The organism is Peribacillus sp. P4_D6 (assembly GCF_056401795.1).
Map to the genome: position 1 here is coordinate 1 of NZ_JBFUIQ010000087.1, position 17,256 is coordinate 17,256.

Sequence of the window (17,256 nt, forward strand, 5' to 3'; positions counted from 1 at the left end):
GGATGACAGCATGATCCAAATTTTGCTTTGCTGTCTGCCTGACTTCGTCGACACCGGGAAAAGAACGCCCCGGCTCGATATAATCAGCAAGGTATACGACTTTATCCAAAAGGCTCATGCCAACCCTGCCAGACGTGTGATAGGCAATCGCATCCAAGATTTCAGCGTCCTGAATGCCTGCTTCCTTATTCACCAGATAAGCCCCGACAGGAGCGTGCCACAGCTCCATATTATATTCAAGTAACGCCGGGTCCATTTTTTCAGTGATTATTATTTGCTCCATTTCTTCTTTAGGACGAAATTTTGCATAATCATGGAAAATGGCTGCAAGTTCCGCTTTTTTGACGTCGGCACCATATCGTTCAGCAAGTTCAATCGCTGACTCGACCACACCCAAGGTATGAATGTACCTGCGCTCGGTGATTTGTTCTTTGACCAGCGCCAATGCTTTCTCACGATTCATATAAACCATTCCCTTTAATATACTTCACCACTGGATCTGCTATTAAATATTTCACGGTTTTCCCTGTCCTTAACTTCCTTCGTATCATGGAAGACGAAATGAACATCTGCGGGACTTTCACCATCGTGATCGGGTATAAGGTATTCTCATTATATCCAGGGCGCTTCACCCCGACGAAATTGACCATATGCACCAGCTCGTCGATACGATGCCAATTCGGTAAGTACTCAATCATATCTGCGCCAATTATGAAATAGAACTCATTGGCTGGCTCAAGTTCTTTAAGCAATTTTATCGTGTCATACGTATAAGATGTGCCTTTTCTTTCTATTTCAATACCCTCAATATAAAAAGATGGGTTTCCGGCTATCGCGTTTTCCAACATGGCCAGCCTGTCCATATCGGTTACTTCCTCCGATTTTTCCTTATGTGGAGGAACGTGATTTGGCATGAACCTGATTTCATCTAGCTCAAGGGCATCCAGCACTTCATTGGCTATAATTAAATGCCCGATATGCGGAGGGTTGAATGTACCGCCAAGAATTCCAATTTTTTTCATAGATAGGTTCCTTAAGGTAATTTAAGTTGTTTGTTTTCTTTTGATTCTTTATACAGCACAATTGTGTTGCCGATAATCTGAACCAATTCAGCCCGTGCACCTTTTGATAAAGTAAGCCCCACATCATTGCGGTCCTCTTCACAGTTTTGCAGGATGCTGACCTTGATCAATTCACGTACTTCAAGCGCCTCACCAATTTGCTTGATGAGATTATCATTGACTCCGCCTTTACCAACTTGAAAAATTGGATTGAGGTGATGGGCCTTTGATCGTAAAAATCTTTTTTGTTTTCCTGTTAACATGTGTTACCTCCTAGTTTGTTCAAGACAATATCTGTCATTCTTGCTGTATCCGGCATAATGCCTGTCCATATCTCAAAGGCAAGCGCAGCCTGGTTGATGAACATTCCCAGACCATTTTGCGTTTCCGCCCCTTTTTCCCCAGCTTCACGCAGCAGCTTGGTTTGCAGAGGGTTATAGATGATATCACTGACAATTGCACCGGTTTTAAGCTGGTCGACCTTTAACGGCGAATGATCCAGTTCAGGACTCATTCCAGAAGAAGTCGTTTGGATGATTAAATCATATTGTGATAAGCTTTCTTCCGCTTCGATAATCGAGAGTGCCTTCGATACTTTATCATAAGGGCAATCAGAAACAAGCTGGGCCGCTCTTTCATTTGTCCGGTTTGCAATATCAACTTGCTTTACCCCTTCTTTCACGAGGGTAAAATAAATCGCACGCGCAGCACCGCCCGCTCCGATCACTAACGTTTTTTTAGCCTTGATGTCACCTGATATTTCATCGCATAAAGATTTAAAAAATCCTTTTCCGTCTGTATTATACCCTATAAACCGACCATTTTTGTTAACAACCGTATTTACAGCCCCGATTGCCAGGGCCAGTTCATCCACTTCATCAAGGAAAGGGATGATTGAAGTCTTATGAGGTATCGTGATGTTAAACCCTTCTATACCAAGGGCTTTCATGCCTTTCACGGCATCGTTCAAACCTTCTTTCGTCACATGAAAATGGTGATAAACCGCTTCTATATTTTCTTTTTCAAATGCATCATTATGAATGTCCGGTGACATCGAATGTGCAATTGGATCTCCCATTACCCCATATATCTTTTTCATAGACTAGACGACCCCTATATTTAGATTAATGATTTGCGAACGATCACATTGACGCCCTTTGGAACATGTGCAACGATTTTCGCCCCTGGCTCATTGACCGTCACCCAGCCAAGACCAGAAAACACAATATCCATTTTACCATCTTTCAAGGAAAATTCATGTGGAATCAGCTTCGGAAATTCCTCGATTTGTTCCGGCCGTGGGGGAGTCAGTAATTCCCCGGCATGGTTTTTATACAATTCATCGGCATTTTCCAGTTTCGTACGGTGAATATTCAATTCGTTCGAAAGGTAGCAAGTCAATGAACGCCTTCCGCCTGAAACATAGTCCAACCTGGCCAACCCTCCAAAAAATAGCGTCTGCCCTTCATTCAGTTGGTACACTCTCGGCTTGATTTCCTTTTTCGGCATAATCACCTTGAAGTCCCGTTTGTCCACATAGTGAGCCATTTGATGATGATTAATGATTCCAGGTGTATCGATCAATGCCTGTTCATCATCCAAAGGAATTTCAATCATATCCAAGGTAGTCCCAGGGAAGTGGGAAGTCGTGATGATATCACTTTCACCGCTCACTTCTTTTATAAGACGGTTGATGAAAGTCGATTTTCCTACATTCGTACAGCCCACCACATAGACATCTTTTCCTCTGCGATACCGCTCGATCGCATCCGCCGCTTCAAGTATGTGCTTTCCCTTTTCCGCACTGACAAGCAGGACATCGATCGGGTTAAGACCCAATTCCTTCGACGATTGCTTCATCCAATTGATCAACTTGTTCGGTTTTACCGATTTAGGCAATAAATCGACCTTATTTCCGATCAGAAGAACATCATTTCTTCCTACAAATCGATGAAGGCCAGGCAGCCAGCTTCCATTGAAATCAAAAATATCGACGATTTTGACGATTAAAGAGTCGGTTTCGCCTACTTTATTCAAGATTTTCAAGAAGTCATCGTCTGTTAAGGATACATCCTGAACTTCGTTATAATGTTTCAATTTAAAGCAGCGCTGACAAACGATGCTCTCTTTTTCCAGAGCCGATTTAGGGGCAAAGCCCAACTCCTTCGGATCTTCAGTCTGGACCTTCACACCGCAGCCGATGCACACTAATTCTTGATGATTGTTCAATTGTGATCCTCCCATTCTATCATTCCTTTTCGTTTAAAAAACGCCATGATCTTACTTTCAAAATAACGATTGATCCTTGTTCTGAATTCGTCGGTTTGTGCGACAGGAACCACTAAGATCGTATGAAACCCGCCTCTGTTCCCTCCCAATACATCCGTCAATAACTGATCGCCGATTACCACCGTTTCTTCTAATTTCAACCCCATTGTCTTACGGGCTTTATGGAAAGCCCTTGCCATCGGTTTTCTGGCCTGGAAGATAAATGGAATGTGAAGCGGATCGGAAAAAGCCCGAACCCGATTTTCATTATTATTGGACACAATCGTCACTAAAATCCCATGATCCCGCATATTGTCGAACCATTTGATTAAATCGGGGGTGGCAGTCGGCCTGTCCCATTCAACGAGAGTATTATCCAAATCGGTAATGACGCCCTTAATCCCTCTTTTTTTCAATTCTTGAGGATCTATATTAAAAATGCTTTTAACATGTTCACTCGGCAAAAATAATTTAAGCATATTGGCACCTCTATATTTTCATTAAAATTTACCGTTTCCATCATATCGAATTTTCAGCCCACTTTCAAAAAAAATTAGGAAAGAATGGCTGACGGTAAAGAAACATCATAATGTATGTTATCTGATATGGAAAGGCATTTTTCATTAAATAATGGGAAATTTGCAGGCAGACCAGAACCAAAGAACTAATTATTCATAAAAGATTTCGACAAAAAATTCATTTATTCAACCTGTGGATAACTTTACTAACATTTTCCATACTGATGGGCACCATTTCGTTCACTTTGCAAACAACTTAACCACAGGTTATCCACTTTCATCTGTGGATAACAGAACGATTGTTCTCCAAGTTTATTTCTGATACAGTAGGGGTACATCAAGGAAGACTTATCAATATATGCAGGTAAACACCAAATTATTCCTCGCAATCCCTACTGGAGGTGAGCAGCCCTTAAGTGGCGTTCTGATGCAAAAACTATCTGATGACCTGTTGCTTGAATCCTATTTTAAAGCACAGAATTTAAAGTTGAGTACCGATTTCATCCGCCTCATAGAAACGGAAATTCATCGAAGGTCCCTAACACATAAAATCCGGTCCATATTTTAATATGAAATACATAGGCTGACATCAAATGTCAGCCTCTTATTTTATATTTGAAGTTAGACCGCTCTCATGAATCCGATTGTTTCACCTACACGGACATCTGCGGGTATGGATATGTTTCCTTCAAGTTCAAAACTTCCTTTTTCAAAAAGAAGCACAACTGTGGACCCAAAGCTGAAATAAGAAAACTCCTGCCCTTTTTCCAATTGATCCGAAGCATCAGTAATGACGATCGAATTTATGAACATGGCCCCGACTTTCACCATTGCCAGATTTCCCGCCTCATTTTGTAGTTCAGTTATTGTCCGGTAATTTTTTGATAAAGGCTCTTTTCCATATTTCATCCCCCATTTATTAACGGGGTATGATTTCCTTCCAAGCGTCCATCGCTTGACCACGGAACCCTTGATAGGCGCATGGATCCTATGGTAATGACTCGGGCTTAAGTATAACACGAGATATTTGCCGCCTAAGTACTTTTCCAATAAAAGCTCATCCCCGAGCATTTCCTCCATTGAATATACCTTTCCCTTAACGACGATCTTTTTATCAGCGTGTATCTCCCCTGAGTCCTCAAGAACACCGTCCACGGGACAAGCTACAGCAGATGGAACTGCCGTAATTGGCCTCGCGTCAGCCTTTAACTGCCTTGTAAATAGCTCGTGCAAATTGGTATATGCTTTTAACTCCTTACCAAATTCCTGTGTATTAAGCTTGAATGTTTTTACATAAAGTAAAATTAAGGGCCTGCTCCAACGAGATTGGCTAAAGTGTTTTAATAAACCTGATGAATACTGACCATTCGTCAGTTCAATAAGAACGCGATACAAAGACTGAAACAAAATATAACCACTCCAAATTGTAAAATTGTAAAATTATTCTAAAATCCTCTTGCATAAATTGTATTAAATAAAATATTATTATATAATAAATACTTATGTTTACTATATTTTGTTTTAATTTGTTTCACTTGAAAGGAGTGAAAAGATGTTTTTATTACACGCCCTAGATCAAACCATTAAAAAAGTGAAAGCACAAACAGCAAATATACTTACCTTAATTAATTTATCCCTTGGTGGATTTGCGATAATTGCCGTGATGCACGGTCAATTGAATTTAAGCTTGCTTTTAATCTTCCTGGCTGCCCTTGCAGATCGCTTTGACGGTATGGTTGCACGGAAATTCAACATTGAATCGGAATTGGGTAAGCAACTTGATTCCATGTGTGACATCATATCCTTTGGCGTCGCACCGGCTCTATTATTATACCAAGGAATATTGATAGAATTCGGAGCACCTGGCACACTCTTCACGGTTTTCTATATTGGCTGTGGCGCGTTTCGTCTCGCCCGCTTCAATATAAGTGAAAGCAATGGATATTTTACTGGAGTGCCCATTACGGTTGCGGGCTGCATCGCCACTTTAAGTTATTTAGCCATTCCGTATTTCCATCCGGTCTTTTTCTTATCCCTCATGATTATATTATCATTACTCATGGTCAGTCCATTTAAACTGAAGAAAGTTTAATAAGAAAAGCGGATGTCCTAAACCGGACATCCGCTTTCTTTTGTTCCTATTCCACCTAAACCCATCTTATGCTTTTCGGACTAACGGGTCGGTCAAACGCATGAATTCTTCTACATCCTCCATGCAGGCATTGACTGCTTCCTCCCAAAAATCCCGGGTCTTTAAATCGACGCCTAAATGTTTCTCCGCCAAATCCTCGACCTTCATGGAACCGGTATCCTTTAATAGAGCGATATATTTTTCTTCGAATCCTTCAGGTTCTTTCAGAGCATTCGCGTATATGCCTAATGAGAATAAGTAACCGAATGTGTACGGAAAATTATAAAATGGTACACCTGTAATATAAAAATGGAGCTTTGAAGCCCAGAAAGTTGGATTATAATCACTTAAAGCATCGCCATAAGCTTCTTTTTGTGCATCGACCATCAGTCCATTCAACCGTTCGGCACTGACATATCCTTGCTTCCTCTCGTCATAAAACCTAGTTTCGAATAAGTAGCGGGCGTGGATATTCATCAATAATGCCACGGAACGCTGAATTTTATCTTCTAAAAGCACCAGCTTTTCTTCCTCACTGGCTGCTTCCTTAACAGCTGCATCCGCTACGACCATTTCAGCAAAAGTGGAAGCGGTTTCCGCCACATTCATTGCATATGACCGATTCAATGGATGGATATCCCTCATCGCATAAGAATGGAATGCATGTCCCAATTCATGAGCCAATGTCGATACATTGGACGGTGTGCCCGAATACGTCATGAAAATTCTTGACTGCTTATTCAATGGAAAGCCGGTGCAAAAACCGCCTGGTCTCTTACCTGGTCTGTCCTCAGCTTCAATCCAGCTGTCTTCAAAAGCTTTTTGGGTGAAGTTCGCTAATTGAGAGCCGAATTTAGCGAATTGCTGGATGATGAAGTCTGCACCTTCTTGATAATCCATTACTTTGGATTCTGCCGTAAYAGCGAGCGGTGCATCCAAATCCGCCCAACTTAATTTATCYAAATCCAGTAACTCCGCTTTCCTTTTTAAAAATCTTACAAGCGGCTCTTTATGATCGGCAATTACATTCCACATGCTTTCGAGGGTTTCTTTTTTCATCCTTCCTATTTCAAGAGGCTCTTTCAAAATATCATCCCAGCCCCTTTTTTCATTCACACTGAGACGGAAGCCAGCCAAATGGTTCAAAGTCCGGGCAAACAGGTCACTTTTTTCCTCCCAAGCCTGTTCCCACGCAGTAAATAATTCTTTCCGGGTCCTTTCATCAGGATCAGAAAATTTATTCGCCGCTTGGCCTAMAGAAAGCTTTTCACCCTTATAAGGGATGGTCATTGAACCGACGATCGTATCATACATTTGGCTCCAACCTTCAAAACCGTCCATGGCCAATTGGGTGATTAATGATTCTTCCTTCACGGAAAGCTTTTCCTTTGCCTTTTCCCGACGTTCATTCAATACGAATTTCAATTCATTCAATGGTTCTTTTTCGAGGATTTTCATGAAAAATGCATCATCAAGCTGCATCAACTTTTCATCCAGCTTGCTTAACACCATTTTTAGTGAAGCGACTATCTTCATTTGTTTGATCCGCAGCTGACCAGCCTTCTTATCCTGCGCATTTTGAGCTTCCAGGCATCCAATGAAAGCACCTGCCTGCGAAGATTTCATATTTGTATTTTTAAAAAGATCAAATGCCTGGATTAAACTGAATTCATCATTTCTTACCGGATTGATATTGCTTACAAGCCTGTCCAATTCTTTTACCTCTTCGTTGAATTCATCTAAAAAAATCAGGAACTCCTTAGAAGAGCTTCCCCCTTTAAAAAAGATATCCAAATCCCATGTCATAGAATATCCCATACTAAATTGCCCCCTTTTTATCACTAACCCCATTATAGAGGTTCATTCAATATTTTTCTAATTAAAAGGAATTTTCAGTATTTTTCAGAACATTTTTCTATATCCCAGATTAAAAGCATGTTATGATGAATATAATCTTGGGAAAGGGGTGGTTGATTCATATGAAATTCTTTATTCACATGTCTGCCATCATCCTGCTCCTTTGGACACTGCCCATACAGTTCCACCATCATGCACAGCAGCTAACCATTGAAGAACATACCGATGTTCACCATTGGGATAAGGCCGACAAGAAACAGCCTTTCGTGCCGTCCTTTAGTTCATGGCAGTCACTTATCGTAATACTCATTTTCGAATTTACCATTTTGGGCTTTCTTTATTTTCCCTCGAATCTTCGACGGCGATATCTCAGTCCCGTTTTTTATCAGGCGAATTACGTAGCCTCACGCTCTGACATTTTATAAAAAATAAAATGGAGGAGTGATTCATATGTGGTTTCGACTAATTATGGTAGGGGTCTTTTCTTTAACCGCTTCACGTCTGTTCCTTTTTCAGGGAATCGAGATTTATCATGCATTTACAGATTTGATCAGAAATAAATATTAAAAAAAGAGTGCGGGGAATTTCCCCGCACTCTTTTTGTTTACCATTCCTATCCTTTAGCTTTCTTTTCCTTCTCTTTTTCTGCCCTGTAAAATTCATGGAACATCTTCATCAAAGCACGTTTTTCGATCCTTGATACATAACTGCGGGAAATGCCAAGCTCTTTAGCGATTTCCCTCTGGGTTTTCTCCTTTTTCAAATCCAGTCCAAACCTGCCTACGATGACTTCCTTTTCGCGTTCATCCAAAATATCAATATACTTTTTCACTTTTTCAATTTCCATATTGAGCTGAATCGTATCGATGACATCTTCCGATTCCGATTTCAGTACATCGATTAAACTGATTTCATTTCCTTCTTTATCCTGACCGATCGGATCATGCAGGGAAATATCTTTCTTTGTTTTCTTTGTCGCTCGTAAATGCATCAATATCTCATTCTCAATGCATCGCGCCGCATATGTGGCCAGCTTCGTACCCTTCCCATCCGAATAACTCTCAATGGCCTTTATCAAACCAATTGTCCCAATCGAAATCAAATCCTCTGTATCTTCGCCCGTATTCTCGAATTTCTTGACGATATGGGCAACAAGCCTGAGATTATGCTCGATCAGGATGTTACGGGCATCACCGTCCCCCTCACTCATAAGCTTCAGATATTTCTTTTCATCCTGAGATGACAAGGGCTGGGGAAAAGCATTGTTTTTCACATAGGAAACGAATAAGTAAAATTCTTTGATAATATAACCGACAACTGTAAGTATTCCGGGCATTGGCTTCATCCCCCGTTTCTTTGGCTTCCCTATTCATACCTATGCAACAGTGGGCTTGTTCGTGCCTGTCCCGCTAAAAGAAATCGTGAAAGTGTTAAATGTTCAAACCAGCCTGGATGAATTCCCAAACGAACGAAGGCAAATGTTCATATAATGATAGGGAATTTTTTAGGAAAGGGGGTTTTTGCGATGGGATATAACTATGGACCATACGGATGCAGCTATGGTTATCCGGCTCCTGCGCCTTGTTATTCAGGGTCCGGTTACGGCTTTGGTTATGGCCTGTTTATTGTCCTCCTGATTTTATTGCTCATTTTCGGGTTTTGGTGGTTGCCGGGATGTGGATTTGGTTATGGTGGGTCAGGTCCGTGCTGCTGATTCAGGCAAAGAAAAAACTCGGCCATCAGGCCGAGTTTTCCCATTTTACCTATTCATATCTAACGTTGGCGTTCCGAGTTGATCAGCGTCATGACCATCTTGATCAACATCTCTTCAATCCATCACGTTTCCAATGCCATTTTCCGCTGTTCTTATACATACAAACCATGACAATGCTGGCCATGCACCGGCAAATACGTTAGCCGGTATCCTTCTCCTGCCAATAGCAACGCTTCTCTCCTTTTACGTAAAACAAGTTCAACATATTAACCTCCACCTTTCTTTAATTTTTTTATGAACGGAATACCTACCTCATATGTTTTTAGAAAAAAGGACGATGCTTCAACGCTTTATCTAGATGTTCTTCTCGAATCTTGTGGATTCTCTCCTGTTGCAAACATTCCTCGGCAGTCATTTTTTTCATTTTAATCGTGATTGTGAAAAAAAGCATATTCAGTGTCATAATATCACCTCCTTTAAGGGAGCGGCCCAACAAAAAGGCATAAAAAGGCCGCAGAAAGTTACGTCCTCCTGCGGGCTTTTTTAGAGAATATAAAAAGACCGCAGGATAAAACACTTCTCCCTGCGGCCGCTATGTCTGAATGATTAATAAAGCCAAATTGCTTTAGAAATATTCCGCTTGGCACAGGTCGAATGTTATGTGATTGTCATTTGAAACGGACCGGCTGATTGCGACGACTCCATGTAGATACAATGTCATTTTCTTCGACCTCCTTTGGAATATTTTTTATTACTTGGTAAGTATATCCACAAATCTGGAAATTGTAAACGGCTTTTGCCTATTTATTTGAAAATTTCGATCTTTTTACCCATTTTCAATAGTCATTATTGCCTTAAGGAGGTAAGTCGTATGATAAATCTGCCCCTTAATGGGCTACAACAATTGAAAAATAAAAAAAACCTGATTCTTTAAAAGAATCAGGACAGACTGTAGACAAACTCGAGTTTGTCTACAGATTTAATGAGGGTTTGTAAAATCTCGAACGTCGATTTCCTCTTCAGGCACTCGCTTTCCGCGGGCAGTCCGCCCTCGGCGCTTTTGCGCCTGCGGGGTCTCCCCTCGACGCGCTTTTCCCGCAGGAGTCTCGCACACCCGCTCCAACGACTTTGTTTTGAAATTTAGATAAAACCCCTTTGTCTAAACTAAGGTTTGATTCTATTGTTGTAAAGTGTCCTGGTCATCCATTTCGGCCAAGATCTTCTTATATTTTTTGGATAATGAGAAAAATACTATGGATATGCCCAGGAACATGATTGTCGCTCCCATATAGACATATGTGTCAATCATCGCTTTGTCGCCAGTGGGAAGGATGGTTCCTATATAGAAGAACGAACCCACACATAACAAAGTGATCGCAAATTGTTTAAAATCGACCATTTTCGAACGCAGCATTGCCGCCGTTTGTTTTTTGCGGTTTTTCATGCCATTCCACCTTCTTTCAAGCTAATAAGATATCGATATCTCATTCTACCATATTTATTCCAAATGACAGGGTGTAAATAATGGCAGTCAGCTATGAATTTCGGGTCCCTAAACGATTATCCTTGCAGCGCTTGTTCCAAGTCTTCCAATAAGTCTTCAACATCTTCCAGACCTACTGAAATACGAATCAACCCATCCGTTATCCCAAGTTCTGCACGACGCTCAGCCGGAATGGAAGCATGTGTCATCAAAGCCGGAATGGAAATCAAGCTCTCCACTGCCCCCAGACTTTCCGCAAGTGTAAAGTATCTCACTTTGTTCAAAACGGACTCGGCCTTTTCCGCACTGCCGACATCAAATGAAACCATACCGCCGAATCCACGCGATTGTTTTTTGGCAATATCATGATTTGGGTGGTTTTCAAGACCTGGGTAATAGATTTTCGAAACGCCTTCATGCCCGGATAGGAAACGAACGATTTGAGATGTGTTTTTTTCATGTTCTTCCATCCTGATTCCCAGCGTTTTAATGCCTCGCATCAGCAACCATGAATCCTGAGGCCCCAGCACGCCTCCTGTGGAGTTTTGGATGAAATGAAGGTCATTGCCAATCTTTTCATCATTCACCACGACAAGACCCGCTACAACATCGCTGTGTCCCCCCAGATACTTCGTTGCACTATGAAGCACGATATCGGCTCCAAGTGAAAGCGGATTTTGCCAGTAAGGCGTACTGAAGGTATTGTCCACAATGGTGAGGATGCCGTTTTCTTTTGCTATTTTTGATACTTCTTCCAAATCGGTGATTTTCAATAATGGATTCGTCGGAGTTTCAATGAACAGTGCTTTCGTATTGTCCTTTATCTCTTTTTCGATCGAGTGTATGTCACTCGTATTGATGAACGTAGCTTCCACCCCAAAGCGGTTAAGCACTTTAGTGATGACCCGGAAAGAACCTCCATAAACATCATCTGTCATCAATACATGATCACCATGACTGAACAGCATCATAACCGCAGTCATCGCTGCCATTCCTGATCCGAAGGCGAAACCTCTTTTTCCTTCCTCGAGATCCTTGATCAATTCTTCGAGGGCATGGCGGGTCGGGTTGCCTGTACGGGAATATTCATAGCCCCGATGATTCCCCGGACCATCCTGTTTATAGGTGCTCACTTGATAAATCGGCACCGAAACCGCCCCTGTTTGTTCATCACCAAAAATGCCGCCATGGATCAATTGTGTTTTTTTTCTCATTTTACATTCCTCCCTGATAAATTTTTTTACTTAAGTAACGTTCACTTGAATCCGGAAATATGACGACGATATTCGCCCCCGGGGTAGCCTTGGCCGCTTCTTTCATGGCCGCTGCAAATGCCGCACCGGAAGAACTGCCGACAAGAAGGCCTTCTTTAATCGCCAATTCCTTCACCATATCGAAAGCGTCACGATCACTTATCGTATGGATTGCGTCAAAATACGTTTCATCCATATAGGCGGGTAGAAATTCCATCCCGATCCCCTCTGTTTTATGGGGTCCGGCTTTTCCGCCGTTTAAAATCGATCCTTCTGGTTCGACAATGACCGTTTTGACAGCAGTGTTCTTTTCTTTCAAATATCGCGATGTTCCCATGAATGTCCCGCCCGTCCCGGCACCGGCAACAAACACATCCACATCGCCTTCCATCTGTTCCCATATTTCAGGTCCCAGCGTTTTATAATAGGCATCAGGATTGGAAGGGTTGGCGAACTGCTGGGGACAATATGATCCCGGAATTTCAGCCAGCAGCGCCTTAGCCTTGGCGATTGCTCCTGTCATCCCTTCCTCTGTCGGGGTTTGGATCACATTCGCTCCAAGGGCACGCATCAATTCCTGTTTCTCGGTACTGAATTTCTCCGGAACGCAAAATATCACGTCCACCCCACTGTTTATCGCAGCCAACGCCAAGCCAATCCCGGTATTCCCGGCAGTCGGTTCGATGATCGTCCCGCCCTTTTTCACCTTCCCTGTCTGCAGCGCTGTGGCTAACAGTTCTTGACCAAGCMGATCCTTCACACTGCCTCCCGGATTGAAGTATTCCAGTTTGGCAAAGATACGGACTTCATCCGGAAGCGGGAAATGGGTGATTTCCATCATCGGCGTTTCCCCTATCAGCTCATGAATATTTTTAAAGACTTTCATATTCGGACATCCTTTCATAGTTATCCTACCAATTTAATAAGGATTATGCAATAAAGAATGATCAGCAGAAAAGCTTCCGCTGATCACTTACCATTCATTTCATTTTTTCAACCATTTTCAAAATCAGTGCCGCTGAATGAAGAGCCGCAGTTTCCAGGAATTTATCAAAGGAAATATTGGACTCCTTACCTGCGATATCCGAAAGGGAACGAATGATGACAAACGGTGTTTTGAATTGGAAGGCTACCTGTGCAATGGCTGCCGCTTCCATTTCCACCGCGTATAAATCAGAGAATTTCCCTCTGACGAATTCAACCCTGACAGGATCATTCATGAAAGAATCCCCCGTCACGATCAACCCTTTCGCCACTTGTATATCCTCGATTTCTTTTGCTGCTTCTTCTGCGATTGCAAAAAGCTTTTCATCCGGTGTAAAAGCTGCAGGCAGCTGAGGGACTTGACCGTATTCATATCCAAAAATCGTCACATCGACATCATGGTGCCGCACTTCCGTGGATATGACCACATCCCCTACATTCAGATCTGGATGATAACCGCCGGCAGAGCCAGTATTGATGACCGCATCCGGTTTGAATTTTTCTAACAGGATAGCAGTGGACATTGCCGCATTCACTTTACCGATACCCGATTTAAGTAAAATGACCTCGATACCATTCAGTGTGCCTGTATTGAACTCGGAACCGGCAATGGTCACCTGCTCCAACCCTTCCAATTTATCACGTAAAATCGTAACTTCTTCTTCCATTGCTCCGATTATGGCTACCTTCATTAGTAAAAACCTCTTCCTATAATTTTTCCGCCTCCATGATCCAGACGAATTGATTGCAGCGCTCGAAGTTCACTTTATATCCATTTGCTTCAAGCACTTTTTCCAAAAAAGGAATCGTAGTATAATATTCCGTTTGCAAATCGTTCGCCAAATTATGAAAGCCTGCCTGCCTTGCATCTTGAATCGCTCGTTCATGAGCTTCCTTTGATTGATACATTGTATCAGCAAACACTATTTTACCACCAGTATTCAGTAACTTTCCATAGTTGGCTATCGCTTTTTCTTTTTCTTCATCGGTTAAATGATGAAACGCGTACGTACTCACAATCGAATCAACCTGTTCCGGCTTCGGAAAATCGATAAAATCACCATCTACAATTTCTGTTTTTCCGCTCAGCTTGCTTACCGCTATTTCCCTCATCGCAGGAGAAGGTTCTATTCCCGATACCTTTAGGCCCTTCTTCAAAAGTCTTTCCGTCAAATTCCCGGTACCCACCCCGAACTCCAGCACATGACCAAAAGCCCGATTGGTGACGCTGTCCAATATGCCATCATAATGTTTAAAAACCTCTTGATACTCAATATCGTGTCCACCAACCGTATCATCATACGATTTCGACCATTCTTCAAATAAATCGATAAATTCTCTGCCCATTTTTAATCACCTTTTATAATAAGATAATAAAACCTATAAGCATAATATGAAATAAACAGAGAAACAGTTCTTGTTTTTAGGCAAATTCATTAGGTTCAGATTCGGACAAAATGGTGGTAAACTAACAGTATCTGAATGTTGGAGGGGAATAGTCATGAGTTTTCAACTCGACTTAAACTTATTCGAAGATAAAATAGAATTTTTCGAGGCAGAAAGCATCAAGAATCTTGAAGAAAAAATCCAATCACAAATTGAAATCAATAAAGCAATCATGCTTCAGGTGGAATCCGTGTCACACCAAATGTATGTAAGTGAAGAAGGCAGACGTTTTTATAGTGCAGTCGTCCACTTTAAAGCTAAAAAATGATCACCATGAAAAACCCCCGAAAAGCGGAATACCTTTCGGGGGTTTTTCGTATATACATTTTTTCTGAACATTATCTTTTATCGTTTGTCTTCAGCTCTTCGACTTTTACAGGTTTCCAACCTGATCCGTCCACCCATTCAATATAAACCCGGAATGTTTTAGGGTTGTCTCCTTCAGAAACCGTACCGATTGCCGTGGTCGACGAACCGCCGTTTTGCAGCCACCATAGCTTCATATTGCCTTCATCGATTCCAGCTCCGCTTGCTATCGCTTTACTCATTTCATTCCAATCGACCGAGCCCTTTTCGAAGCTGGTAGTGTGCTCCCCGGATTGCTCCGTTCCTACTGGTTTCCAACTCTCACTTGTATATGCAGACGCAACATTGCCATCGCCGCTGCCTTCCACTTCCACAAGTTGGGCATCTCCTGCTTTTTCTGAATCTGCATCATCTTCAGCCTTCTCTTCTGCATCTTCCTCTGTTGCTTTACTATCTTCTTTTTCGGCATCCTCTTTTGTTGCTTCACTATCACCTAYTGCGTCTTCCTTCTCTGAATCCGTTTCTTCCTCTTTGCCAGAAGGTTTGTCCACTACTTTCCCTTTTTCTGTCTCGGCGACTTGCTTTGGTTCAGTCGTGGCTTTTTTTGTTTCGGTGCCACCATCACTTAAGAAAATCGAGACTGCGACAATGACGATTAAAATGGAAACGATGGTGATTGCAATATTATATATTTTATTTACTTTTCTTTTTTGATCTCTCTGATTGAAACGTGAGCCCAAGGTCCATTCCTCCCCTTACCATTTCTTACTGCCTCATTTTAACATGATTTAGCCAGAGATAGAAGGGAAGGGTTTCCTACACTTTTCGTCAATTCTCGCTAATGTCCTGGTCCTTCGAGTACAGGACTTTTACAATATCTGAAAAAAGAGGCGTCATGCTGGAACTGTTTTCCTTCGTTTCAAAACTTACGGTAACAAGAGCATATTTGGGATCTTTATATGGAAAGTAGCCTGCAAACCATTTATTGAGCTCCCCTTTTTCGATATTGGTCTGAGCTGTCCCGGACTTGCCGGCGACCTCCACAGGCAAATCTCTCAAGGAGGCGCCCGTCCCTTTCTCTTCCGTCACGACCTTCCTAAGAAGATGCTGCATCTTCATCGCTGTATAGGGTGACAGTTTCTCGCCGCCAATGCTTTGATTGGGAAAATCGACTACGGTCGTACTATTGTTAAATTCGACCTTGGAAACGGCTTTGACCTGTTCCTTCTTGCCGCCGCGGGCAATCGTTGCCATCATATTCGCAATCGCGAGCGGCGTCGTTTGGACATCCTGCTGGCCAATTGCCGTTTTGGCAACCATTTTGGGATCCTTTTTTAAATCGTCATCATGCCAGACCTTTCCTGTTTGTTCATGATGCAGCTGAGTGACTTCCGTGTGATATACGTCCCCCTGCCAGCCCGTTTCACCAACCAGCCCTAACATTTTTGCATATTTGTCCAAAAAGTCCGGATCCTTCTCCGCTATTTCCTGTGACAATTCGGCAAACGTCCTATTACAGCTTTGGGCAAAGCTATTTTCAAAATTAAGTACGCCCAGTTCCCTCTGTTTATCCGTTTTGCCGTCTATCGTCAAATTACAGTTAAATGTCCTGGTGGGACTGGCCGCTTCATAATCGATGGCCGCTGCTGCCGTGACCGTTTTAAAGACGGAACCCGGCGTTTTTTGAGTCAGCATCATATTGACGGCCCCTTCGCCATTTGGATCTTTTATATTAAGCGCCGGACGTGATACCATGGCGACGATTTCACTTTTTTCGATATCTATCAGGACGAGACCGCCTTTTTTTATCCCGCGTTCATCGACGAGCTTCTCCGCTTTCTCCTGAATTTCTTTATCGATCGTCGTCATGACCTTCACCGGGTAAAGCGGATTTGCTGGTTCTACATATTTAACATCGACACCGAACATCGGTCCTCCGCTGGCGTCCACGTGAAAAACGAGCTTCGATTCCCCAGCGGAAAGCAAGAACTCATCGAAGGTCCTTTGCAGTCCCGTATTGCCTATTTTCGTTTCAGGAGATAAATTCATGTCCGGATAACGTTTTTTCTTTTCCGCATCAGATATATTCGTCGTTCCGATCAATTGTGCTGCAGGCATTCGATCATGATATAATTTCTCATTCACGGCAAAGACCCCGGGAATCTTCAATTCATTGATTGCCTTCGATTGGCTGGACGTCAACTCTATCGGTTCATCCCCGCCAAATACGAATGG

20 protein-coding genes are annotated in these 17,256 nt (G+C 42.3%); 3 read left to right on the top strand and 17 right to left on the bottom strand.

What is annotated here, in order from left to right; translation table 11 throughout:
• The 6 genes from yqeK to AC1DVB_RS19680 all read right to left on the bottom strand — a co-directional run.
• The coding region (gene yqeK, locus AC1DVB_RS19655; protein WP_477590576.1) for a bis(5'-nucleosyl)-tetraphosphatase (symmetrical) YqeK at positions 1–463 on the bottom strand (463 nt) is incomplete at its 3' end.
• Positions 453–1,022: a nicotinate-nucleotide adenylyltransferase gene (locus AC1DVB_RS19660; RefSeq protein ID WP_034308571.1), complete on the bottom strand. Its 570-nt coding sequence runs from the start codon at positions 1,020–1,022 to the stop codon at positions 453–455. The genes yqeK and AC1DVB_RS19660, both read right to left, overlap by 11 nt.
• A gap of 11 nt (positions 1,023–1,033) precedes the next feature.
• Positions 1,034–1,324: a ribosome assembly RNA-binding protein YhbY gene (gene yhbY / locus AC1DVB_RS19665; RefSeq protein WP_034308574.1), complete on the bottom strand. Its 291-nt coding sequence runs from the start codon at positions 1,322–1,324 to the stop codon at positions 1,034–1,036.
• Positions 1,318–2,160, bottom strand: a complete 843-nt coding sequence (aroE, locus tag AC1DVB_RS19670; RefSeq protein WP_057278862.1) for a shikimate dehydrogenase — start codon at positions 2,158–2,160, stop codon at positions 1,318–1,320. Before aroE ends, yhbY begins: the two co-directional genes overlap by 7 nt.
• 20 nt (positions 2,161–2,180) lie before the next feature.
• Positions 2,181–3,290, bottom strand: coding sequence for a ribosome biogenesis GTPase YqeH (yqeH, locus tag AC1DVB_RS19675; RefSeq protein WP_222619913.1), 1,110 nt, complete (start codon positions 3,288–3,290; stop codon positions 2,181–2,183).
• Entirely contained in the window at positions 3,287–3,808 is a 522-nt protein-coding gene (locus AC1DVB_RS19680; protein WP_477590579.1) for a YqeG family HAD IIIA-type phosphatase, read from the bottom strand. The genes yqeH and AC1DVB_RS19680 overlap by 4 nt, the downstream gene beginning before the upstream one ends.
• A gap of 466 nt (positions 3,809–4,274) precedes the next feature.
• On the opposite strand from AC1DVB_RS19680, the gene AC1DVB_RS19685 reads away from it, so the two are divergent.
• Positions 4,275–4,415, top strand: coding sequence for a sporulation histidine kinase inhibitor Sda (locus AC1DVB_RS19685; RefSeq protein WP_034311351.1), 141 nt, complete (start codon positions 4,275–4,277; stop codon positions 4,413–4,415).
• A 53-nt stretch (positions 4,416–4,468) separates the two neighbouring features.
• Here AC1DVB_RS19685 and AC1DVB_RS19690 read toward each other — a convergent pair whose 3' ends face one another.
• Positions 4,469–5,254: a phosphatidylserine decarboxylase gene (locus AC1DVB_RS19690; RefSeq protein ID WP_095678549.1), complete on the bottom strand. Its 786-nt coding sequence runs from the start codon at positions 5,252–5,254 to the stop codon at positions 4,469–4,471.
• Positions 5,255–5,399: 145 nt separating this feature from the next.
• Here AC1DVB_RS19690 and pssA point away from each other — a divergent pair, with 145 nt between their 5' ends.
• Positions 5,400–5,939: a CDP-diacylglycerol--serine O-phosphatidyltransferase gene (gene pssA, locus AC1DVB_RS19695; protein ID WP_034308587.1), complete on the top strand. Its 540-nt coding sequence runs from the start codon at positions 5,400–5,402 to the stop codon at positions 5,937–5,939.
• A 66-nt stretch (positions 5,940–6,005) separates the two neighbouring features.
• Here pssA and AC1DVB_RS19700 read toward each other — a convergent pair whose 3' ends face one another.
• The 8 genes from AC1DVB_RS19700 to AC1DVB_RS19735 all read right to left on the bottom strand — a co-directional run bounded on the left by AC1DVB_RS19700 (position 6,006) and on the right by AC1DVB_RS19735 (position 14,616).
• Positions 6,006–7,796, bottom strand: a complete 1,791-nt coding sequence (locus AC1DVB_RS19700) for a M3 family oligoendopeptidase (protein ID WP_477590581.1) — start codon at positions 7,794–7,796, stop codon at positions 6,006–6,008.
• 652 nt (positions 7,797–8,448) lie between these two features.
• Complete coding sequence (gene sigK, locus AC1DVB_RS19705; RefSeq protein WP_034308596.1) at positions 8,449–9,171, bottom strand: RNA polymerase sporulation sigma factor SigK; 723 nt, start codon at positions 9,169–9,171, stop codon at positions 8,449–8,451.
• A gap of 700 nt (positions 9,172–9,871) precedes the next feature.
• Positions 9,872–10,012, bottom strand: a complete 141-nt coding sequence (locus AC1DVB_RS19710) for a YrzI family small protein (RefSeq protein WP_076365157.1) — start codon at positions 10,010–10,012, stop codon at positions 9,872–9,874.
• A 714-nt stretch (positions 10,013–10,726) separates the two neighbouring features.
• Positions 10,727–10,993 carry a YrhC family protein gene (locus tag AC1DVB_RS19715; protein WP_034308601.1) on the bottom strand — a complete coding sequence of 89 codons (267 nt, stop codon included), beginning with the start codon at positions 10,991–10,993 and terminating at the stop codon, positions 10,727–10,729.
• Positions 10,994–11,109: 116 nt separating this feature from the next.
• On the bottom strand, positions 11,110–12,246 hold the full coding sequence (locus AC1DVB_RS19720; protein ID WP_034308604.1) for a bifunctional cystathionine gamma-lyase/homocysteine desulfhydrase: 1,137 nt from the start codon (positions 12,244–12,246) through the stop codon (positions 11,110–11,112).
• Between the two features lies 1 nt (position 12,247).
• Positions 12,248–13,171, bottom strand: coding sequence for a PLP-dependent cysteine synthase family protein (locus AC1DVB_RS19725; protein WP_477590583.1), 924 nt, complete (start codon positions 13,169–13,171; stop codon positions 12,248–12,250).
• Between the two features lie 94 nt (positions 13,172–13,265).
• Positions 13,266–13,961, bottom strand: coding sequence for a 5'-methylthioadenosine/S-adenosylhomocysteine nucleosidase (mtnN, locus tag AC1DVB_RS19730; protein ID WP_095678546.1), 696 nt, complete (start codon positions 13,959–13,961; stop codon positions 13,266–13,268).
• Between the two features lie 16 nt (positions 13,962–13,977).
• Entirely contained in the window at positions 13,978–14,616 is a 639-nt protein-coding gene (locus tag AC1DVB_RS19735; RefSeq protein ID WP_034308611.1) for a class I SAM-dependent DNA methyltransferase, read from the bottom strand.
• Between the two features lie 154 nt (positions 14,617–14,770).
• Between AC1DVB_RS19735 and AC1DVB_RS19740 the strand changes: the two genes are divergently transcribed.
• Entirely contained in the window at positions 14,771–14,983 is a 213-nt protein-coding gene (locus AC1DVB_RS19740) for a DUF2536 family protein (RefSeq protein ID WP_048682770.1), read from the top strand.
• Between the two features lie 70 nt (positions 14,984–15,053).
• Here AC1DVB_RS19740 and AC1DVB_RS19745 read toward each other — a convergent pair whose 3' ends face one another.
• Positions 15,054–15,761 carry a YrrS family protein gene (locus tag AC1DVB_RS19745; protein ID WP_477590586.1) on the bottom strand — a complete coding sequence of 236 codons (708 nt, stop codon included), beginning with the start codon at positions 15,759–15,761 and terminating at the stop codon, positions 15,054–15,056.
• An 88-nt stretch (positions 15,762–15,849) separates the two neighbouring features.
• The coding region (locus AC1DVB_RS19750; protein ID WP_477590588.1) for a penicillin-binding transpeptidase domain-containing protein at positions 15,850–17,256 on the bottom strand (1,407 nt) is incomplete at its 5' end.